The organism is Alkalihalobacillus sp. FSL W8-0930 (genome assembly GCA_037965595.1).
GTDB lineage: Bacteria > Bacillota > Bacilli > Bacillales > Bacillaceae_D > Alkalicoccobacillus.
In genome coordinates this window covers 587,748-609,886 of sequence record CP150183.1, presented here as the reverse complement: position 1 = coordinate 609,886, position 22,139 = coordinate 587,748, and the positions used below count along the sequence as shown (strand labels likewise).

Genomic DNA, 22,139 nt, shown 5'->3' with positions numbered 1-22,139 from the left:
ACTGCTTGGACCATCCGCATATAAGTGAAAGAGCTTGTCAATCGGATATCTCAAGTTGGGTGTGATGCGAAAAATGGTTCGTTATGTACTGACACTTTTGATTGGGTGTTTATTAATTAGTATCGGGATTAATTTCTTTTTTACGATGTATCATCTACTAGATGGTGGGATTATAGGAATTGGCTTAATCGCCCATTATCTTTGGAATACACCAGTTGGAATAACCATTCTGGTCGTGAGTATTCCAATTTACATCTTTGCATGGTTTTACTTCCGTTCATTTTTTTACAATAGCCTTGCAGGTGTCATTGTTTCTTCTTTCTTAATTGATTGGGTCTCTCTTTATTCTCCTGATCTCGCTATCCTTGGTCCACTTCCAAGTGCAATTACCGGCGGTCTTTTACTCGGCATTGGGGCAGGAATCATGTTTCGAATGGATATTAGTACAGGCGGCTTTGACTTATTGGCACAAATGATTGCTACAAAGGTCCCTTACAATGTAGGAGTGCTTATCATCTTTTTTGATATGCTCGCTGTTGTAGCTGGTCTATCCATTGTTACGATTGAAGAAATCGTATTATCAACGATTGCTGTCATATCAACCGGCGTTGCAACAATTGTTGTCACAAGTTGTCCGATGCCTCAATTTCTCTATCCAGCCGACAAATTCCCCGGGAAATGAGCTGGCGAAATATAAGAACCTGTTATTAGATCGTGGCTTTTCCTGTCACAAACCAGTACGAGATTCCATATACAAACGCTACTGCAGCTATAATAATAAACAGGGTTTTATTTGATAGTCGTTTTTTCACGTGTTGAAGCCTCCCTTGTTTTTCTTTCTCTTATTATACGACCGTTTTTGGAAATAAACTAGAATAGAAAAAAGAACCTAGGAAATGACGATCCCTAGGTTCTTTGCATTACTTTGAAAGCTTCGCTGCAACGTTTGCTACTCTTTCTCCTAATCTCTTCGCCATCGTTAATTCTCTCTCATCAAGGCCATTACTTCCATCTGGTCCAGCTACGGTTGATACGCCGTAAGGACTGCCTCCAATTCCATCTGTTGTTAACTGTTCCTGGTTCTCTCCGTATGGAAGACCTACATAGATTAGTCCAAAATGTAGTAATGGGACAAGTGAAGTTAAAATTGTTGTTTCCTGTCCTCCGTGGATTGAGCCCGTACTTGTAAAAACGGATGTAACACGTCCTTCAAGCGAACCATTTGCCCAAAGGCCTCCTGCAGAGTCTAAGAACTGCTTCGCCTGTGCCGGCATATTTCCGTACCTGGTTGGGAAGCCCCAAATGATTCCGTCAGCCCATACTAGATCATCATGCGTTGCCTCCTCTATACGATCTTGAGCTTTTTGTGCCTCTACGTAAGCATCCTGTGCAGACATCGCTTCTTTTACTTCCTTAAATTCAGGAATCTTCACTAAACGTACCTCTGCCCCCTCTACTCTGCTTGCACCCTCTTCCACTGCCTTTGCAAGCTGAAAGACATGACCGTAAGATGAGTAATAAGGTATCAATATTTTTGTCATTTAAACATTCCTCCTAATTTTTATGTAGCTTGTTTTCTATACCTTCAAGAAGAAATTTCAAACCTCAAATGATAGATTTATAGAGAGTAAACGGATACAATAAAAAGTTAACGGGGTTTTTATCTTGCTTAATGATCCAAGTCCGTTCAATTTACGTATGCTTAATGAAAGGAAGTCTAACAATTACGGTGTTGTATTAATGCAGGTTACCTATGGAGAGACTTTCTAATACAAGGGAGCAGCGTACAAAGGAGTTATACATGCCACATCTTACCGACGAACAATTATATCAACAAATTGTTCAGCATGATAAGAAGGCTCTTGAGGAGCTGTATGATCGGTATGAACGAATTTTATTTTCATTCATTTATCGATTTACAAAGGACGAGGGATTAACTGAAGAATTGATGCAGGATCTTTTTATGAAGCTTTGGCAAAATAAAGCCAATTATGATCTAGGTAAAGGAAAGTTCTCCTCTTGGCTTTTGACCGTCGCTAGAAACGCAGCCATTGATCAGATTAGAAAGAAAAAGGTAACGGAAGTGGAGTTTCAGGACCGAGACGCTGAGCCAGATCTAGAAATACCAGAGAAAGTTGTTGTTCTTAAAGAAGAAAGCCAGACCATCCAAAAAGCTCTGGCCCATTTACCAGAAGAACAACAGCATGTAGTTAAGTTATTTTACTTTGACGGAGAACCACAAAGGAACATAGCAAAGATTTGCAAGATTCCCCTTGGAACTGTTAAAGGCAGGCTACGTTTAGCACTAACCCAACTACGTAAGACTCTTAACAGGAAGGGTGAAAGAGGCGATATCTATGAGTGATAACAAATGCATAAACTTACTTGACTATTTTAATGATCACCTTGATCCAAAAGAGAAAGAAGAATTTGAACTCCATTTATTAGAATGCGAAGAGTGCCAGCAGCAGTTACAGGAGCTCTTTGAATTTAATAATGATATATCTGAACATTCAACACAGCACACACCGCCTAGTGGCATGAAGAAACGAATTCTAGGATCGATTGTTGAAGATGAGAAACCATCTACAACCGAAAAGAAGCCAGAGAATGATGTTATTACTCCAATTAACACACCAACTAAAAAGAAAAATAAATGGAAGCCATGGGCTCAGATTATTGCAGCCGGTTTAATCGCTTCGATCGGAATAAACATCTATACGATAAATCAATTAAATGATTCGCAATCAGAACTTGCTAATACAGAACTAGAGCGCGACCTTTTAGCTAGCCAAATAAATGATGCAGAACAACCGCCTTCATCTGGAACGGCGCAGATCGAACAAGTGATCACTTCAACCTCTCTCCTTTCTGAAAGTGAAGAAAATGAGCATGTTGGTCAGGCCTCCATTGTTCAACAAGAAGATGGCTACAAATTAATTGTACAGGTCGAACAAATGCCTGAACCTGTGGATTCAGAGGTCTATCAAATTTGGTTATTCCAAGATGAAACACCATTACCCTCAGGCTCCTTTACAACAAATGAACAAGGAGAAGGTGCCATCGTATATGACCTTGATTCCGATACGAATATTGAAGACTTATTCGAGGCTATCGCGATCACACTTGAACCCGAGCCAGACAACCTCTTGCCAGAAGGACCGATTGTCACTCTTTCAGAGCTATACTGATAGATTTAAAAATCACCGTGAGGGCGGGACATAATATTAATGTAGCGAGTAAAACACGAATTTAGCAAATAACCCGCTACAGGAGAATCCCTCCGCTTGTTCAAATTAAATCACGAAAGGCGAATGATTCTGTAATCGAATCATTCGCCTTTTCAAATTGATTTTTAGTTATCCCCCAGCCTGATTTACTTTACTCTACGTTTATATTTTCAAATGAAAAGGTAAAGACTAATACGAATCAGTTTAGAGGAGTGTTTTCATGTCCAGTCAAAAAGATATCCAACAAAAACAGGAACAAATGAAGAACAAGCCAGCACAAACACAGTCTGTTCAACCAGGATTTGAAAGTGAAATGAAGCCGGAGCCCCTTTACGATGATCCATCGTACACAGGAAGTTCTAAGTTAAAAGGGAAAACGGCGTTAATTACTGGTGGGGACAGCGGAATTGGGAGAGCTGTCGCGATTCTTTTTGCAAAAGAAGGTGCAAACGTCAGTATCATCTATTTGAATGAACATGAAGACGCTAAGAAAACAAAGCAATTAGTAGAGGAGCACGGTGCCTCTTGCCTTCTAGTGAGTGGAGACGTAGGTGAAGAAACGTTTTGTCACGATGCTGTGAAGAAAACGGTAGATGAATTTGGGCAGCTTGATATTCTTGTTAACAACGCAGCAGAGCAGCATTATCAAGAAAAAATTGAGGACATCTCTGCCTCTCAGCTTCAACGGACATTCCAGACAAATATCTACTCATACTTTTACTTCATCCAGGCCGCGATGCCACATCTAAAAGAAGGCAGCTCGATCATTAATTCTGCATCCATTGTCGCGTATAAAGGGAATCCTGTTCTCATGGATTATGCCGCAACAAAAGGAGCCATTGTCGCTCTCACCCGCTCTCTTGCCACAAACTTAGTGGAAAAAGGCATTCGCGTAAACGGCGTGGCTCCAGGTCCTATTTGGACACCACTGATTCCTGCTTCCTTCCCTGGTGAAGATGTGGCACAGTTCGGCGATCAATCTCCAATGAAGCGCGCTGGACAACCTGCAGAGCTCGCCCCAGCTTATGTCTATCTCGCTTCAAGTGACTCATCCTACGTTTCAGGACAGATGATTCATGTAAATGGCGGAAGTGTCATTAACGGTTAATGTTTGAAAGGCCTCTGACTCTTGTTCAGAGGCCTTTTTCGTATGAATAATTTTTTTATAAACATTCTCATGTTTAACACACCTACTTTAAAGGAATGAAATCCTTGTAGTACATATTTTATATACTAGGAGATGATTTTTTGAATGGTGTAACTGACTCGTTTAGAAACATGTTTGACCAGATTGTATCCAACATTCCAAACGTGGTGTATGCATTATTGCTCTTATTGCTTGCATTTGCAGTAGCGACGATTGTGAAGGGAATATTGGAAAAAGGGCTTAAGAAACTGGGAGTTCAACGACTTCTAGCAAGAGGAAGAGTCGTTCCAACTGAGGAAAAGGGCCTCGACACGTTAAAATCATTAGCCACCATTGCTTATTACTTAGTTTTCATATTATTTATTCCGAGTATACTTGACGCGTTGAACATGAACTCTGTTTCTCAACCCATTTCAAGTATGATGCAAAAGTTTCTTGCATTCTTGCCTAACTTGTTTGCTGCCGCAATTATCTTAACGATCGGGATTATCGTAATCAGGTTTGTTCGCAACCTTGTCTACAATCTTTTAAATGGCTTACAGATTGATCGCTTTTTTAATAAAATTTATGTAGGGAAGCAAGAGCAACCTCCAAAGGAAACTCTTTCTACCGTCCTTTCAAACATTGTGATGTTTGTTCTTCTTGTCCCAGTCATTACGATTGCACTTGAAGCATTAAATATCCAAATGATTTCTCAACCGATCGTGTCTGTTCTTGATCGAGTGATTGGAATGATCCCTAACATCTTTGTTGCTATTGTTCTAGTGATTGTTGGTTATTATCTTGCTCGCTTTGTATCTGGCCTGCTAGTAAGTCTTTTAAACCGCACAGGCATTAACTCCATCTATGGATACTTTGGCTTCAGACCAACAAGTGATGGAACACCACGTTTCCAGCTTGCCGAGATCCTTGGACAGATTGTAAAAGTTCTCATCATTCTGTTCTTTACAGTAGAGGCATTAAATGTTCTGAGATTAAACGTATTAAACCAGATTGGAAATGCAATCATCGTTTACTTACCAATGCTCGTGAGTGCACTGTTGATTTTAGGACTTGGATTAGTAGCCGCAAACCTTCTTCAGCAACTGATTGCTCGTTACACTGGAAGCTCATTCTCTGCAAACATTGTAAAGTACGTCATTATCCTGTTTGCTGTTTTTATGACACTTGATCAATTAGGATTTGCTACATCCATTGTAAATCTAGCGTTCTTACTTATTCTTGGTAGCTTAGCTGTTGCCTTTGCTATTGCATTTGGTATTGGCGGTCGCGAGTTTGCAAAACGTCAGCTTTCTAAATTCGAGAATAAGCTTGAGAGTAAAGATTCTCCTAAATCTCAAGATCAAGAACCACCTCATCCAATGAATTAAAAACAGTTAGTGAAGGGTCCCATTCTTTGGCCCTTCACTTTTTTATATGTAAAAAAACCACCACGATACTCATATCGTGGTGGCTCATTTTATGCGGCATCTTCTTCATCTGGTTCGGTTTCGTTATCTTCTTGTGAATCAAAGAATCGGAATAAATCTCCATAAATAATGCGATCGGAGTGTTCAAGGTCTTGCAGCCCTTTTTCCACATATGGCTCACATGATTCAGCTTCAATCTCTTCTCCATCTTTGTTATAGCACGTACCGTTTGTGTAAACGATATCGTCCGTAATCACACTTCCATTACGTAATACGGCCATAGATTCATTTTCAGGTGAGAAAAGGTCCGTTCCGAATTGGATGTCGTTTCTTGTGCTATGACCTAACAGGTGCATCAGTGTAGGTTTCACATCGATTTGGCCTCCAACTGTATCAATGGTTTCATGCTTGTCGTGTCCAGGAATATGAACGATCATTGGTACACGTTGAAGCTGAACGGTATCAAAAGGAGTGATTTCATCCTTATCAAGATACATACTCATTGCTTTATTGTGGTTCTCAGAGATTCCATAATGGTCACCATATAAAATGAAGATTGTATCATCATATAGGTCAGCTTCCTTCATCTCTTCAAAGAAGCGCTCTAACGCATGGTCCATGTAACGAACCGTTGGGAAGAAACGGTTCAGTGTTCCACTATTGGAATCATACTCATCAATCATTTTGTCTTCCTCATCTAGTTCAAATGGGAAATGATTGGTTAAGGTAATGAACTTAGTATAAAAAGGTTTAGGCTGTGATTGTAGAAGATCAATGGACTGTTCGAAGAAATCAACGTCCTTCAGACCCCAACCTACTGAATTTTCTTCATTTACTTCATAGCTATTCACATCAAAGAATTGATCGTAACCCAGTGATTGATACATGATATCGCGGTTCCAGAAGCTTTTGTTGTTCGCATGCATAACGGAACTGTACATGCCTTTATCACTTAGAAGCTCTGGAAGTGCATTGTACTCATTGCCACCATGTGTGAAGAAGACCGAACCACTGTCTCGGCCAAACATAGAATTCTCTACAATAAACTCAGAATCCGATGTTTTTCCTTGCGCCGTTTGATGATAGAAATTCTCGAAATAATAACTATCTTCAATTAAGTCGTTTAAGAATGGGGTTACTTCTTCTCCATTCACTGTGTTATTAATGACAAATGTTTGTAATGATTCAAGTGAAATCATCACAACGTTTTTGCCTTCAGCAATTCCAAAGAGTTCTGGATCCGGCTCTTTATGGTTAGCTTGAGCGTAATTCTTCACTTCTACAATATCTGAACTATCAGCGAACACACGCTGCGCGCGAGACTGTGATTGGATATATCCATCATAAACGTGATAGTTTAATAGTCCGATGTTTTTAACGAGTAACTCACGGTCAAACGATCTAGACAACAGCTGTGGGCGTTCCGCTTGTGCAATCGATAAGTTAGCTAAAAAAAGCACAACAGCCAGTGACATGAGGATGACCGGTTCACGCTTTAAGCGACGAACGGCTGGTACACGTTTTGTCACGATGAGTAATGTCAGGATAAGAATATCTGCGACGATTAATAAATCACCCAAATGCATTAATCCTACAATACTTGTTCCAAGATCATTTAAGTTACTTGTTTGAAATAGGACCGGTAACGTTAAGAAATCTGTGAAAAATCGGTAGTATAACAAGTTAAAGTATAAAACTAGAGTAGCAATGATACTGAAAGCAACAATCATGATGTTGCGAAGTCGGTGCTTAAACATCAGAGCGATTGCAAAGAATAGTACAGCAGAGCTTAAAGGATTAATAATCAATATAAACTCCTGAAGCATATTATCTGCTGAGATGTTAAACCCAACTTTATAAAGAATATATGATTTAATTGTTAACATGAATACAGCTAACCAATACAACTTTAATCGGCTTAGCGCAGACTTTACTTTTTCCATAAGACTTGGTGCTCCTCTCTTTCATTTCAAGAAATTAGCGCGTTAATCGGTTGCACTTCTTTAGACATACTTGATTCTCTATTCCACCAAAAAAAGAGTTCAAACCATTTCATATACATCAAAAGATGATTATATCAAATTCAGTGCCTAAACTAAACTACTTTTTTCGTAGAATAAGAGTAGAAAACAAATCACCTGTGTAAATACACTGTTAAGAAGTATACGGTATAACCCGCTTAAAAGTTACGAATATGTAAAAATAAATAAGAATACGTTAAAATAAAAAAACCATCTGTTTTTTTCGACAGATGGTTCAGCAAAATCCTTATGATTTTGACAGTTCAGGTGGGATAAACCCTATACTTTCTAAGCCTTGAGCTAAGGTTCCAAACGTTTGTACTTTCATGAAACTCGTACGCAGACGATTAATCTTCATTGCGAGATCCGGTCTAATTCCAGTGAACATGGTTTTAACTCCTATTAGCTTAAGCATATGAGCCAGCCTTAACAGTTGTTCACTTGTGTCTTCATCTAAACTAATGATCCCTGATACATCAATGAGTAAATAATGTAATTCCAGCTTATTGCTAAGAGTCATCACCTTATCAACGATCGATTCCATCCGTAGCGATGTAATACTTCCAATGACAGGTAAGACACCAATTCCTTTTGCAACAGGTACAAGTGGAGCAGATAAGTCAGAAAGCTGTTCGTGAGCATATTCTAGATCCAGCACATATGTTAATAACGAAGCCATTGTTCGGAAAAGCTCTATATCATTTTCCGAAAACCCAATGATTTCATTATCTAAGCCACAGATCGTGCCATATACCCCTCCACACCCATCGTAGATTGGAATCCCAATGAAACTTCCTGTACCTAACTGTTTAACTGGATCTAGGAGACAAGCCTCTTCATCATCATTTAAGCTTGGAATGACTAATACCCTCTCACCGTAATCCACACTTAGCTTGCAAAGAGTTTGGTTGTAATCCAATTCCTCTCCCACACGTAAGAGAACTTCATCTTTATTAATCGCATGCATGATGCGGTTTGTTTTTTTATCATTTTTAGCTATAAACAGAGTATTAACGTGTATCTGATGACTTAACAAAAGTAGTACCTGTGTAGCTACTTCTTCAAAGTCTTGAAAGTTCTTTATGTTTAGTGTTTGATTTTGTTCAGAAAGTTGCATAACCATGTGACTAACCCCCTTTTAAGTACTTCTTTTTAAAGATAATATATTGAATTTATCTAGTAATCAAGTCCTACTATATTCTATTTGCTAAAGGAAGGAAAGCGGAATCCCCTTAATAAGGTTATCAGATGCGAAGAATGAAAAAGAGTGGTACGATGATGGCATTTCATATAGTAGGAGGAAATGCAGATGACGATTAAACTTGGTGTAATCGGAACGAACTTCATAACGGAACGGTTGCTTGACGCGATATCAGAACTGAATGACTATGAGGTTGTAGCTGTTTATTCAAGAACAGAGGAACGAGCAACTGAGTTCGCCCAAAAACACGGTGTAACGTATACATATACTTCGCTTGAGGAGTTGGCAGCAAGTACATATATTAATGCTGTTTATGTTGCTAGCCCCACTTCCCTTCACGCTGATCAGTCCATTCTCATGCTTTCACACGGAAAACATGTGTTGGTTGAAAAGCCAGCTGCTTCAAATTATGAGGAATGGGCTAAAATGACCGAAGCTGCACGTGAGAACGGCGTGGTATTAATGGAAGCAATGAAAACAACACAGCTGCCGAATTTCCTAACGGTAAAAGAGAAGTTAGATACGCTCGGCACCATTCGTTCAGGATTCGCAAACTTCTGTCAGTACTCCTCACGCTATGACGCTTATAAAAATGGAGACATTCAAAATGCCTTTAAGCCAGAGTTCTCAAATGGTTCTTTAATGGATATAGGTGTGTATGGAGTCTATCCAATGATTGCACTGTTCGGTCGCCCAAATGAAGTTCGAGCTCAAGGACATATGCTTGAATCTGGTGTTGATGGCGCTGGTAGCATCTTATTAAAATATGATGAATCTCAGATCATCATTAATCATTCAAAGATCACCCAATCTATCATCCCTTCTGAAATTCAAGGCGAGAATGGAAGTATAGTCATTAAACACTGGAGTGATTTTCATTCTGTCACACACCATGACAGAATCAATAAAACAGAAACATTAATATCAGAAGAACAGCACGAGAATCCGATGTACTATGAGGCCATTGAATTTGCTAAGCTTGTTTCTGATCAGACAATGGAGTCCATAGAAAACAGTCATAAGAATTCAGCCATTACGCTTCAAGTACTGGATGAAGCCCGTAGACAAATCGGTCTCGTCTTCCCAAGTGACCAATAGACGTGTAAATGTCTGAAATGTGGGTATAGCATGAACAACACATACATTTCAGAAAGGAAGCGTGCCTATGTCTACCTTTAAACGCGAGTCTTATTATGTCACATTAGATATGGCGATGATGTCCATAAATAAAGAGAAAATGCCTGATAACACGATTCAATATCAAATTTACGCGACAGACAAAGAAAAGGAACAGCTTGCCGGCTTGCTAGAGCGAGTGAAATCTGAGGACTTTGATCAAAATCAAGTGTTTAAAAATCCGTTTGATGAAAAAGCTGCTGATCAAGAGAAAGACCAAACTCAAAATGACCTAAGGGAGGTGTACCAGATGGTCTACGATCTTGGCACACTTGAAACGAAGGAAATTGTAGCAGATATCATGCCTTAAAGGCTATCTACTGGCGAATCTTAAACATTTGAGATTCGCCAATTTTTATTAATCCCCCTTTCGTATAAATAAAATGATGAACGATAGACAACCTCTAAATGTAAGCGTTCACTTAAAGGGATAAACATGGTATAGTGAACGTAACATGTTAGTAGACGTCTCTCGTTTATACGTTGCATACATTTTTGAATTCGCACCTTAAACCAATAGGGGGTTTGATACATGGATATGCGTGGACCAATGGGAGGTTTGCAAAAGATTGCTGAATGGATTACTCGTATGGCTTACCTTAATTTACTTTGGCTTGGCTTCACATTAGCTGGCCTTATTCTATTCACTATCTTTCCTGCGACATTTGCAATGTTTGCCGTTCTTAGAAAATGGATCATGGGTGAATCAGATCTTCCTGTATTTAAAACATTCTTTTCCTATTTAAAACAAGACTTCATTCGGGCTAATCTTATCGGATTGGTTTTAATCGTTATTGGCTTTATCTTGTATGTCGATCTTCAGTTTCTCCTTACCTTCTCAGGTCAAGGAGTAGTCGCTTACTTCTATTACCCGGTTCTTTTTGTGACGTTACTTGTTGCGCTTGGAACATTGTTCGTCTTTCCTGTTTACGTGCATTACGAATTAAACATCCGCCAAGTATTCAAAACAGCCTTTTTCTTAATGGCTGTGAACCCTTTGCTGTCCATCCTTATGATTGTTGCACTCGGAACCACTTTTTACGCGATGATGTCATTCCCAGCTACTGTGATCTTTTTTGGAGTAAGTGTTCCAGCTTATCTCATTATGAGAATCTCCTACGGAATTATTGAATTAGCACGTATGAAACAGCAAGCACGCGACGAAAAAGCTGCTAATAAGAAGGAAACCTCTCATGCTTCTGGCATGTAAGGTTTCTTTTTTTGTTACATTTTAACTAGCAATTGGAAAATAAAGAATATTTGTCATACTATATTCTTATTCTTCGCAATTCTTGAAACTTTTTTGTTTGTAATTGGGTATATACATAGTAGATCAAAACATTTCCTAAGGAGGAATATACTATGAAAGAAGCAAACAAAGACATTACAGACAATAAGCTGGTTTCCATCGTTGCCTACTTACCGATTTTATTTTTGATCCCATTATTTGTTGCAAAGGATTCTCCTTTCGCCAGATTCCATACGAATCAAGGTGTGCTTGTTACGATTGTGTGGGCAGTAGGTTTCTTCCTTCTCGAAATACTTCCTGGCCTAATCAGTACTCTTTTAACCCCTCTCTTCGGAATACTGATGCTTGTTCTATTTATCCTTGGTGTAGTGAATGTAGCTAATGGACAAACAAAGCCACTTCCTGTTATTGGCGAGACTCAGATTATTAAGTAATCGTTATTATTAAGTAATCGTAAGAGCGAGTGACCCTTAAACTGGTCACTCGTTTTTTAATTGTTAAGGGCACAACTCTTGTAATCTAACTCTATATGTAATAATATCCGATTATACTTATTGGTTTTAATTACAATTCTTTTGGGTATACACCATATCGTCTTGTTTTTATATTTTCATCATTTTGAACGGAGGTTATTCATTTATGGCTCAGTCCTCATCAACAGATATTCCAAGCAATTGGAATCAGCGATCTACAACCGTTAAGGGCCCGCTTCAATCCATACAAACGCCGTACGTCATTCTTGGGTTACTTGCTATTATTGCTTTATTCACAACAACCGTACTTGTTGTTGATTGGGTGCAAGGGTTCTTATTTCTCATTGGCCTTGCTTTAGGGATGGCCTTATTATATGCACGCTTCGGATTTACGTCTGCATTCCGTCGACTGGTTTCGGTGGGTAATGTGCAAGGTCTTCAAGCTCATATGTTAATGCTTGCCGTGGCAACAACATTGTTTGCCCTTATCTTCTCATCTGGCTTTAGCTTCACAGGCATTGAACCAACGGGTTATGTATCACCAGTTGGGATAAGTTTATTAGTTGGTGCATTCATGTTCGGAATTGGTATGCAGTTAGGGAGTGGCTGTGCATCTGGAACACTCTATTCCGTTGGGGGAGGTTCTTCCTCAATGATTGTCACACTTTTCTTTTTCATTGTCGGTTCTGTCATTGGTGCGTATCACATGGCATATTGGCAAACGACTCCTCAGCTTGAACCAATCTCCCTTGCTGAGACAACCGGTTTTGGTTTCTTTGGTGGCTGGGCTCTGCAAATGGGTCTCTTCGCACTGATTTATTTTGGGACCGTGATGTTTGCTAAGTGGAAGAATCCTCCTAAAATGAAGCCACTAACAACGACATCGGGCTTCAAAAAGATCCTGCGTGGTGCATGGCCTTTATTTTCCGCGGCCATTGTTCTTGCTGTGCTGAACGCACTTGTATTAGCTGTGCGTGGAACTCCTTGGGGGATTACTTCAGCCTTTGCACTTTGGGGAGGAAAGGCTCTAGACTTTGTTGGTGTCGATGTCGCTTCGTGGGATTATTTCACAGGAGCAAATGCTGAGGCATTATCAAGCACAGTCTTAGCGGATTCAACAAGTGTTTTAAACTTTGGTATTATGCTTGGTGCGTTTGTTTCAGCGGCATTGCAGGGAACATTCCGACCTAAACGTGTAAAGCCTGGGGTTGTCGGTGCATCTGTGATCGGTGGACTCCTTATGGGCTATGGTGCACGACTCGCTTACGGCTGTAATATTGGCGCTTATTTCGGCGGGATTGCTTCATTTAGCCTACATGGCTGGGTCTGGGCTGTGATGGCGATACTTGGAACAGCTCTAGCATTATATATTCGCCCGCTATTTGGGTTATCCAACCCGAAACCAAAGGATTCATTATGTTAACATAGATAGAAAAAAGGACTAGCTTGGGAGCTAGTCCTTTTCATATGTTACGCCGAAGCGTGCGTGATTCTTCTACGAGCAAAAAGGAATACACCGAGTGCCGTGATCAGTCCACCAGCTACAACTAGCATCGGATTGTTTGAGGCTGTATCCGGTAATGCTCCACCTTCCATTTCATCAAGCATTTGCGCATTATCACGCACGTCCGCTGGTACTTCAATCGAATCTACACCGTTAAAGTTATGAACATCCATCTCAATCTTTTGAGTCATGTTGGTTGTTTCCCCTTCAACCTCCATATCCATATCAAGGTGCATCGTTAAATTTGTCATATAATGAGTATCTTTTTCAATCGTCATCTCATATTTGACATCATTATACGTGATGTCTGCCATCAATTCTTCCATCATCATGTCCTCATCCTGCCCCATAGACATGTCCATCCATTCTTTCATTGCTTCTTCTAAATCTTGCCCATCACCTTCATAAGTCAATATGTACGAATCTCCGTTGTCCTCTACACTCATGTCGTCCCCAAATAACTCAGCTTGCTCCACCTGATCACTTGCCATGGCCCATTCCATTAATTCATCCAAACCATCTGATAATTCCATTGGAAGCTTAACCCACTCTCCATCAGCCGTTTCCTGGTAAAAGCCTTCCTCTGTCCAATACGTCTCTAATGTCTCTTCTTCACCTGCCATTGAAGTTGTAACTGTTTGGTGCATCGCAAATGGCTCTAATATGACATCTTCTTTTGAGTCCATTTTAATGGTGACTTCTTCACCCATTCCCATCATGGTCATTTCAATATGCGTTTCACTTGAGTAGCTCTCAAGCTCAAGCATGGCTTCGTTCGATTTCTTTAAGATGGAAGTTGCACTTTCATCCTCATTAGCAAGTGCTTGATACGGAAGTGCAAGCGTGAACAGGGCGACAAGACAAATCGGTGTAGCTAACTTTTTTTGCATAAAAAAACTCCTTCTCAATTTGGGTTTGAGAGATTCGTATGCTGTATGTAGTTGGCGCAGATATTTTCTATATATTTGAATCGTTTACTTGTCCCTCCTGCTTTGTCTACCCTTGTCATATTCTAGTTAAACCGCTTTCTTTTATATGATAAGATAAAGTGAGTAAAGGAGAGGATACAGGTGATTCGACTAGATTCTATTAAAAATAGTAAGAGTCTTTCAGTGTTTCTTTCGCAGTGTCAACAGCACTCATCTAAGCATATTGGCTACATTGGAACAGAAGCAAAAGAAATCCAACAGTCGCTTGAAAACGAATTCTCAGATCTCCCGTTGGAGGATTCAGCTCTAGGAATCTTTATGAATGAAGAATTAATTGGGTTTCTTGGCTTTGATCTTGATAAAGACGATCGATCTGCGGAGATATGGGGACCATACTTTAAAAATCATTGGAATGAGGATCTGGCGTTTGAGCTCTGGAAAGGTTTAATCGACCACGTCCCTATGTCGATCGAAGAGTACTCATTTTTTATAAATAGTTCGAATAAAGATACTGTTCATTTTGCCAAAACGCTTGGCGCTACATTTCAGGGAAATCACCTTATTCTTACATTGGATCGTTCATTTTATGAGCCACAGGAAGCTCCCTCTGAAATTAAACCATTTGAACTTATCCATAAGGATGCCTTTATAGCTCTTCATCAGACTCATTTTCCAGGAGCTTACTTAACAGCTGACGAGATGATCGAATCCATTGATCCAACACATCGCTTATTACTCTATAAGGAAAATGAGAGTGTTATTGGCTATATTTATGCTGAGGTTAGTCCGCAATTCGGTGAGTCAGATATCCATTTCTTTGCGGTGGATGCTGCTAGCCAAGGAAAAGGGGTTGGTACACAGCTGCTACATGCCACAATTTCCTGGATCTTTTCGTTCTCTTCTATTCAAACCATTACCCTTTGTGTGTCTGTGGATTCAGTCGCAGCTATTCATTTATATAAACAAGCACAATTTAAAGAAATCTATGCGCTTTCTGCTTACGATTTAAAATCGTAAAAGAAGAAGTGCCTGAGATATAACTAAAAATCAATTGAAAAATGGCGAAAGACTCAACAAATCTTTCGCCATTCGTATTTTTACAAAACAAGCGGAGGGATAACCCGAGACTCCTGTGGATAAGTACGTGGTGAAGACACTGTAGCGGCGCCTTTTCCGCTGAAGGGGCTGAGGCCGTACCCCATAGCCGTCAAGTTAAGAAAGGAAAAAGAAAGAGCTCATCCTTTCTCTTGTAGTGGATCTAGTATTTTCCATCAGGGTACGTATGGGTAGATTGGCTCTTTTTCTATTTTTTTTTGCACCGGATTCTACCGTTTTACTCCACACGCGCATGTGTTTCATAGGCGATCTGTAAGATGTCATAGGGACTTTGATGGCGGTGGCGATGGTCTTTTCGTCCATGTCGGTAAATGCTCTCGTAGATATTTTCTAGAACGTCTTCTAATGAAGAACGATGATAGAGAGCGTATCCTTTTGACTCTTCTATAGCCCTTTTGGCATGATGGATACACTTGTATTCACTGCCTTCGAGGTGGTGCTTTTGATGAAGATAGAACCGGCATTGAAACGCCACCATCGAGGAAAGCAGAATGTGTATAAGTTTCCCATACATGTGGCAGAGAAACCGATCTGGATTCATCGCGCGCACGTGATCAATGGCGAAAAGGGATTTCCACGTTTTGAAAAGAATCTCGACTTGCCAGCGTAAGGAATACATCGGATACAATGCTTGCACATCCATTTCTTCCTGTGTTAGGTTAGTGGCAAGGATTTGGGTATGATCCTTTTTGTCGGCGGATTGGGTATGACCCCCTTTCCGTCTTCTTTTTCGTAAACCGGCTTTCCTCTTGTTTTGTTGATCCTCTGTCAATCGTTGCACGATGACACGGGTTTGAAGGGTGTTCTTTCCTTTGACCCCTAATTGGATGACCCCATAATCTTTGATCGCTCCCGGTTCTAGCTGCTTCGCATCTTCTTCTGGTTTGATTTGGATTCGTTCCCCTTGATCATCTCTAGTCCAATAGGTCATATTGGCCGGCGTCCGCGTGATATAAGAAGCGCCTGCACGATCGATTTGTTTCAAATGGTCGCCAGAAAAGTAGCCGAGATCACGGATGATCAAATCACCTGGTTGAATCGTATCGGCTAATGCATAGGCGGCGTGATGGTCACTTTCTCTTGAACCGGAAAGTAAGGTATGCAAAAATTTCCCCTCATATAGCTCATACTCTAAATGAATTTTCGCTCCATCTGAAGAAGTACCATCTTTCTTTGGTCGTTCAAATGAAGTCGCATCTAAGATGCGGATCCGAGAAAACGGGGTCTCAGGAAGAGGTGGCATGGCCATCAACTCTTGTTTGGCCGCCAATTGAAAAAACACATGCTTCAAAAAAGCCGCTCCTTTTTCATCGAAGCGTTGATGTAAGGCTTGTTTGGAAAGGTGGGTATTGGATTCACGTGAAAGAGCCCCGCAAAGCTGTGTTAACTCTGTCGCACCGACGGGTTGAGGAAGAAAGGAACAAATACTTAGGAAATCCTCAGGTTTTAATTTCTTTAGACGCTGTACAAACCCAACATCTCGGGCAGATTGGCGAAGGTTCGGTACAGATAAAACGTCCAACACGGTTTTCGCAAACGTACTGAACTCCTCTTTTAAAGACACAAACGATCCCTCCCTAGGACTGGTTAAACCCCCATCCTAACGAAGAATCGTCTATAGTTAAACCGATTTTACTTAACTTGACGGCTATGGGCCGTACCCACGGAAAGGGAGGGATTCCCCTGTAGCGGATATCTTGCTATGTTCGTATTTTACTATCTACATTAATGGTATGACCCAGCGTTTCTATCTTTATCACTCTCCAACAGAGACGGATTCAAATTGCTGTTCAACCATCTCTCTATACACATCATGCGTTTGAATCAACTCATCATGTGTACCAATTCCCGTTGCCCGTCCTTTTTCAAGTACGATTAATCGGTCCGCATGTCTAACGGTGGATAACCTGTGGGCAATCACGAGTGTTGTTCTTCCTTTCATGAGTCCTTGAAGAGCCTCTTGAACCAGGCTTTCCGACGTACTATCTAAGTGAGCGGTTGCCTCATCAAGAAGAAGGAGTTCAGGATCTCGAATGATTGCTCGTGCAATCGCAAGGCGTTGGCGCTGACCGCCAGATACCATAATGCCTCTCTCCCCAACCTGTGTATCATATCCATCAGGTAATCCTTCAATGAATTCTCCTAGATTCGCCTGCTTAATCGCCACGTCAATCTCTTCATCGGTCACTCCATCAAGTCCATAAGACAAATTATCGCGAATAGTCCCGGCCATCATTGGACTTTCTTGAGAAACGTACGCAATCTTGCTGCGCCATTCTCTTAGCCCGAATGCCTGAAGCTCGTTCCCTTCATACGTGAGTGTACCTTGTTGAGGTTGATAAAAGCGTTCAATTAATGAAAAGACAGTCGTTTTACCAGCACCACTCGGGCCAACAAATGCTGTAACCTTCCCTTTTTCAACCGTGAAGGATAACTGATCCAGAATCTGTTTATTCTCTGTATATCCAAACGATACATCCCTAAAGATTAGTCCTTCGCGCGCTTTACTCGTGTCAGTTCTTTCTTGGTTATCGTCAGTTTCCACTACCTCATTCATAATATCTCGAATGCGTTCAGTCGCCCCCATCGCTTTTTGCGATTGTGTAAAAAAGGTGGCCATTTGACTAAACGGAACGATGATTTGAAACATATATAAGATGATAGCAACAAGTGATCCGGCACTTAATGTTCCTTCAGATACTCGGAATCCCCCATATCCAATTAAGAAAACAAGCATGACTAGGTTGACTGTCATCATAAGCGGAGACACAATTGCATTGATCTTGGCTTCTCTTAGTCCGTACGTAAACAGCTTTGTAATTCGTGAGATCCCTTTTTCTTCTTCTTTTGGTTCAGCGAGTGAAGATTTCACCAAACGGATATCAGATAGTACACGTCCAAGATCTCCTTGAAATTCAGCCGTTTCGTCTTGCGTTGCCTTAGATACACGATACATTTTTCGACCTAGTGGCATCAAAATCGCAAATGCAATGGGAATGATCACTAGCATCATTAATGTAATCTTCCAATCAATGATTAATAGTAGGATCACAGAACCAATGATTGAAATGAGGCCAGAGAAAAATGGAATGATTTGCATCACAACAAATTCTTTCACCACGTTTGTATCATTAGTGATGCGGCTCATTGTCTCTCCAGAATTCCGTTTATCAAAAAACGGAATCGGCAGTTTTACAACATGCTTCCACAAATCCTCGCGCAGCTTCGCAATCATATGTTGACCCACACGTGTCATCATATAGATCGAGAAACCTGACATAACCGCTTGAGCTAGAAATACGGCCACAAGCCCTGCTACAAGTCCCATAGATATTGTGGTAACAGACAAGATATCCACAAGCTGCATCGTTAATAGTGGGACAAGTAAGGAAAGAATCGTTTCTCCTAATCCTAGTACGATGGCACCCCCCATTAGCCAGTAGGAAGGGCGATAATTCATTAACAGCTGCCAAAATTCTTTCCATTTAGGTCGCTGGTTCGTCGCTTGCTCTGTTTGCTTCATTTTTTTGCATCTCCTTTTGCATATCCATTAAATAGCGTTCAATCTCTTCACTTACCTGATCCATAAGAAAGGGCGGGGCATCTTTTATTTTTTCAGCATTCGTTTCAAGCTCATTCAACATCTCCTTAGTAAATAAGGAAGAAATGGATGAAGAGAGCTCGAGTACCTTGCTTTGAGCTTGAACGCTTGTCGGGCTATCCGTTTTCACTATGTTAACCAACCCGCTCAATAGCAACCAATACTGTTTTTGTGTTTCAAGTGAAAAGAGTACATCTACAAGATCTTGTGATAAGAAGGTTGATAACCACTGCTTTCGCTCTTCACCTTGTTGAAACGTGTGTATAAATGAAAGAATGACGTCTGCATCAATCTCAACTTCACTATTCACAACCTCTTCAACTGTCTCCAACGATTCAATAACCTTTTGTAAACTTTTTTGCTTCTCTACAAGTAGACGTTTTTGAAACGAAATGGTTTCAGTTAAATTCAAATCCTCATCATGTATAAAATCGGCAATTTGATCGAGCGTATAATTTAAATACTTAAATGTAATGATCTTTTGAAAAAGAAACAGATCTTCCTTCCCATACAAACGGTGCCCCTGCTCATTAAATGAAGAAGGCACTAAGAGCTTTTTCTTATGATAGAACCGTAATGTCCTTACCGTTGTTCCTGTTAACTTAGCAAACTCTCCTATCGTATAACGTTTCTCCATCGTAAGCTCCTCTCATCTATCTAGAGTATAGCCTGTGACGTTACGTCATGCGCAAGAAAAACCTGCAAAAACAATAATTCCAATATTACCGAATATAATATTCTAAATATATTGAATATATAAGTCTAGCCTATTATAATGGATCTATAATGGAAGATAAAGGAGATTAACACATGAATATTCTTGATTAGGGAAAGCTACTCCATTGAATTTAAACACTCTCTTTTGTGGGAAGCGGCTCTCGGAATTGCCGCCATTACACACAAGAAGATTACTCATTCCCTGACAGAGCAAGATTTTTTTGATCCTATTTATCAGGATGTCATTTCGATCCAACTAAAAACAGAATTGGATACTGTACACACTCGTAATACATGGAAAGCATTGCTACAGCTACTGCACTATCTAGATGACCATTCGTTAGAATCCTTTCAAACATTTGTCCATTCTCTTAATGAAAGTGAGCTACGAAGATATTGTCTCCCTTATCTGAATCAAAAACTAGAAGAGACTGTAAGATTGGCAGCGCGCGGCGATGCAAAAGCCGTTAAAACAATTGCCGCAGCCAATCAACATATCGCATTCATGCCTGATTACATTGAGTACATCTGCACAACCGAAATAGATCCGTTAAAGGAACACCTCATTTCAGTGATGACTGGCTGGTTTGAGGAGCTCATTCACCCACAGCAGCACGCATTACAGGACATGCTGTGTCGAGACATCGAACTAAAAAGTGCGAAACAAAAGACGTACCCTTCTCTGGACGCGTTCGTTCAGTATGTAACGGACGGAGTTGATTACTCTCCTGAACCATCTGTTACAAAGGTTGTTCTCATTCCACATTTTTCGTATCGACCTTGGACAATTGTTGCTGATCTTAAGGGCACAAAAGTGTTTTACTATCCGATTGCTAATGCAAGCATTAATCCTTTCGATCCTCTTATCCCAGATAAAAAGCTTGCCTTAACGTATAAAGCGTTAGGAGATGAAGCTCGTTTAAAAATGGTCAAACTTTTGTATTCAGGAGACAAAAGCCTACAGGAACTAGCGTCTCTATTGGATATGCCAAAATCAACACTTCATCATCATCTCACTCAATTGCGATCAGCAAGACTTGTGTTAACTACGAAAAATAAATACAGCTTAAACAAAACAAAGCTCGCAGATATCGATCGAGGTCTTACGGATTATTTAAATGAAGGGTGGAATGAGAGTGAGTGAGGTTATACAATCGTTACATAAAAATCGCTCGTTCTATTGGCTGATGGGAGGCAACCTTGCCTCCTTTGCAGGTGCTCAAATTTACCTGATTGCTCTCCCTCTTGTTGTTTTATCACTAACGGGTTCAGCTGTTGCTATGGGGACAATTGCTGCTGTTGGACAAGCCACGGTTTGGTTTATGCCTTTAATTGGACCATTCATTGATCGGTACCACAGAAGAACGTTATTGCTCTTGAGTGACTTCACGAGGGCAGTGATTCTTTTAATACTGAGTGTGCTTTATGTAATAGATATGCTGCATTTTCTTACATTGGTTGTTGCTTCAATTCTCATCGGCTTATGCACACAGATCTATAATACGGCACAGTTTGCCGTGATTCCCTCTATTGTGAAGAAGGAAGACCTCCCTCTAGCCAATACAGTAGAGTCAAGCCTCTACCATACAACCATTTTAATTGGACCCACTCTCGGGGGACTTCTTATTGCTTTTGTTCATCCTGGCATCGGATTAATGGCAAACAGTATTGGATTCTTTTTAGCTTTCTTGACCCTATTTTTTATTAACGTTCCACCGCCAACAAAACAACCTGCCACTCGTGGATTTTTTCAAGATGTAAGAGAAGGGTTCCGATTTATTTATAAGGAGAAGCTCCTTCTTTTAACGAACATCGGTAGTGGCCTTATTAGTTTTGGAGTGACATTTTCGCTCACGCTACTCGTCTTTCATCTTCAATCAACAGTCGGTTTGACTCCACTTCAAATCGGATGGATTCTCTCATTTGGAGGAGCGGCTGCCATTGCTGGTTCATTTTTATCCATTGGCATTAGAAAGGTAGCTAGTCAACGAGCGATCCTCTTTGTAGGATACTTTGGTGGAGGAGCTTCTCTCATCTGGCTCGGTTTTGCGGAATCATTTGTAACCTTGCTCATTGCAAATGCCATTGGAACCTTTTGTGCTGCGTCCTTTAATCCTGTTGTGAAAACGATTCGGCAGAAGTTAACACCCTCTCATATGCTTGGTAGAGTTCAAGCAAGTAGCCGATTTATCACAATGGCTCTTCTTCCGTTAGCTGCTTTTATTGCTGGCGTATTGGGAGATGCTTTAGACACACATCGCACCATTGCCATTGGTGGGATGATCGCAACCTGCTCAGTGCTTATCTTTTTCCATCGTGAGATGCTTAGATTACGCGTGGTCTTGTAGACGGGAAAGGCCAGGACA

General features: G+C 40.5%; 20 protein-coding genes. 13 read left to right on the top strand and 7 right to left on the bottom strand.

The annotated features are described in order from the left end of the window. Positions 1 to 73: 73 nt before the first annotated feature. The gene (locus NSQ54_03160) at positions 74 to 682 is read left to right on the top strand and encodes a YitT family protein (protein WYP27133.1); all 609 of its coding nucleotides are present in this window, start codon (positions 74 to 76) and stop codon (positions 680 to 682) included. A gap of 238 nt (positions 683 to 920) precedes the next feature. On the opposite strand, the gene wrbA is transcribed toward NSQ54_03160, so the two are convergent. Next, positions 921 to 1,541, bottom strand: a complete 621-nt coding sequence (gene wrbA, locus NSQ54_03155; GenBank protein WYP27132.1) for an NAD(P)H:quinone oxidoreductase — start codon at positions 1,539 to 1,541, stop codon at positions 921 to 923. Positions 1,542 to 1,801: 260 nt separating this feature from the next. Here wrbA and NSQ54_03150 point away from each other — a divergent pair, with 260 nt between their 5' ends. From NSQ54_03150 to NSQ54_03135, 4 genes are all read left to right on the top strand, one after another. Beyond that, a complete protein-coding gene (locus NSQ54_03150; GenBank protein ID WYP27131.1) occupies positions 1,802 to 2,365 on the top strand; it encodes an RNA polymerase sigma factor in 564 nt (187 codons plus the stop codon). Then, on the top strand, positions 2,358 to 3,191 hold the full coding sequence (locus NSQ54_03145) for an anti-sigma factor (protein ID WYP27130.1): 834 nt from the start codon (positions 2,358 to 2,360) through the stop codon (positions 3,189 to 3,191). Before NSQ54_03150 ends, NSQ54_03145 begins: the two co-directional genes overlap by 8 nt. A gap of 259 nt (positions 3,192 to 3,450) precedes the next feature. After that, the gene (locus tag NSQ54_03140; protein ID WYP27129.1) at positions 3,451 to 4,338 is read left to right on the top strand and encodes an SDR family oxidoreductase; all 888 of its coding nucleotides are present in this window, start codon (positions 3,451 to 3,453) and stop codon (positions 4,336 to 4,338) included. Positions 4,339 to 4,478: 140 nt separating this feature from the next. Continuing rightward, positions 4,479 to 5,747, top strand: coding sequence for a mechanosensitive ion channel (locus NSQ54_03135; GenBank protein ID WYP27128.1), 1,269 nt, complete (start codon positions 4,479 to 4,481; stop codon positions 5,745 to 5,747). A gap of 89 nt (positions 5,748 to 5,836) precedes the next feature. Here NSQ54_03135 and NSQ54_03130 read toward each other — a convergent pair whose 3' ends face one another. Then, positions 5,837 to 7,729, bottom strand: coding sequence for an LTA synthase family protein (locus tag NSQ54_03130; protein WYP27127.1), 1,893 nt, complete (start codon positions 7,727 to 7,729; stop codon positions 5,837 to 5,839). Positions 7,730 to 8,054: 325 nt separating this feature from the next. After that, positions 8,055 to 8,930, bottom strand: a complete 876-nt coding sequence (locus tag NSQ54_03125; GenBank protein ID WYP27126.1) for an STAS domain-containing protein — start codon at positions 8,928 to 8,930, stop codon at positions 8,055 to 8,057. A 186-nt stretch (positions 8,931 to 9,116) separates the two neighbouring features. Here NSQ54_03125 and NSQ54_03120 point away from each other — a divergent pair, with 186 nt between their 5' ends. From NSQ54_03120 to NSQ54_03100, 5 genes are all read left to right on the top strand, one after another. After that, the gene (locus NSQ54_03120; GenBank protein ID WYP27125.1) at positions 9,117 to 10,106 is read left to right on the top strand and encodes a Gfo/Idh/MocA family oxidoreductase; all 990 of its coding nucleotides are present in this window, start codon (positions 9,117 to 9,119) and stop codon (positions 10,104 to 10,106) included. A gap of 67 nt (positions 10,107 to 10,173) precedes the next feature. After that, positions 10,174 to 10,494, top strand: coding sequence for a hypothetical protein (locus NSQ54_03115; protein ID WYP27124.1), 321 nt, complete (start codon positions 10,174 to 10,176; stop codon positions 10,492 to 10,494). Positions 10,495 to 10,716: 222 nt separating this feature from the next. Further along, positions 10,717 to 11,394: a YesL family protein gene (locus tag NSQ54_03110; protein WYP27123.1), complete on the top strand. Its 678-nt coding sequence runs from the start codon at positions 10,717 to 10,719 to the stop codon at positions 11,392 to 11,394. A gap of 152 nt (positions 11,395 to 11,546) precedes the next feature. Continuing rightward, positions 11,547 to 11,867, top strand: coding sequence for a hypothetical protein (locus NSQ54_03105; protein ID WYP27122.1), 321 nt, complete (start codon positions 11,547 to 11,549; stop codon positions 11,865 to 11,867). 205 nt (positions 11,868 to 12,072) lie between these two features. After that, positions 12,073 to 13,329, top strand: a complete 1,257-nt coding sequence (locus tag NSQ54_03100; protein ID WYP27121.1) for a YeeE/YedE family protein — start codon at positions 12,073 to 12,075, stop codon at positions 13,327 to 13,329. A 47-nt stretch (positions 13,330 to 13,376) separates the two neighbouring features. On the opposite strand, the gene NSQ54_03095 is transcribed toward NSQ54_03100, so the two are convergent. After that, positions 13,377 to 14,300: an LPXTG cell wall anchor domain-containing protein gene (locus NSQ54_03095; GenBank protein WYP27120.1), complete on the bottom strand. Its 924-nt coding sequence runs from the start codon at positions 14,298 to 14,300 to the stop codon at positions 13,377 to 13,379. Between the two features lie 180 nt (positions 14,301 to 14,480). On the opposite strand from NSQ54_03095, the gene NSQ54_03090 reads away from it, so the two are divergent. Further along, positions 14,481 to 15,356 carry a GNAT family N-acetyltransferase gene (locus tag NSQ54_03090; protein ID WYP27119.1) on the top strand — a complete coding sequence of 292 codons (876 nt, stop codon included), beginning with the start codon at positions 14,481 to 14,483 and terminating at the stop codon, positions 15,354 to 15,356. Positions 15,357 to 15,672: 316 nt separating this feature from the next. Here the strand turns inward: NSQ54_03090 and NSQ54_03085 are convergent, their stop codons facing one another. From NSQ54_03085 to NSQ54_03075, 3 genes are all read right to left on the bottom strand, one after another. After that, the gene (locus NSQ54_03085; GenBank protein ID WYP27118.1) at positions 15,673 to 17,019 is read right to left on the bottom strand and encodes an IS4 family transposase; all 1,347 of its coding nucleotides are present in this window, start codon (positions 17,017 to 17,019) and stop codon (positions 15,673 to 15,675) included. 192 nt (positions 17,020 to 17,211) lie between these two features. Then, on the bottom strand, positions 17,212 to 18,978 hold the full coding sequence (locus NSQ54_03080; protein WYP27117.1) for an ABC transporter ATP-binding protein: 1,767 nt from the start codon (positions 18,976 to 18,978) through the stop codon (positions 17,212 to 17,214). Beyond that, positions 18,941 to 19,693, bottom strand: a complete 753-nt coding sequence (locus NSQ54_03075) for a MerR family transcriptional regulator (protein WYP27116.1) — start codon at positions 19,691 to 19,693, stop codon at positions 18,941 to 18,943. Before NSQ54_03075 ends, NSQ54_03080 begins: the two co-directional genes overlap by 38 nt. Positions 19,694 to 19,876: 183 nt before the next feature. Between NSQ54_03075 and NSQ54_03070 the strand changes: the two genes are divergently transcribed. Next, complete coding sequence (locus tag NSQ54_03070; GenBank protein ID WYP27115.1) at positions 19,877 to 20,917, top strand: metalloregulator ArsR/SmtB family transcription factor; 1,041 nt, start codon at positions 19,877 to 19,879, stop codon at positions 20,915 to 20,917. Next, positions 20,910 to 22,121 (top strand): MFS transporter, encoded by a 1,212-nt coding sequence (locus NSQ54_03065; GenBank protein ID WYP27114.1) that lies wholly within the window; start codon positions 20,910 to 20,912, stop codon positions 22,119 to 22,121. Before NSQ54_03070 ends, NSQ54_03065 begins: the two co-directional genes overlap by 8 nt. The last annotated feature ends 18 nt before the right edge of the window (positions 22,122 to 22,139 follow it).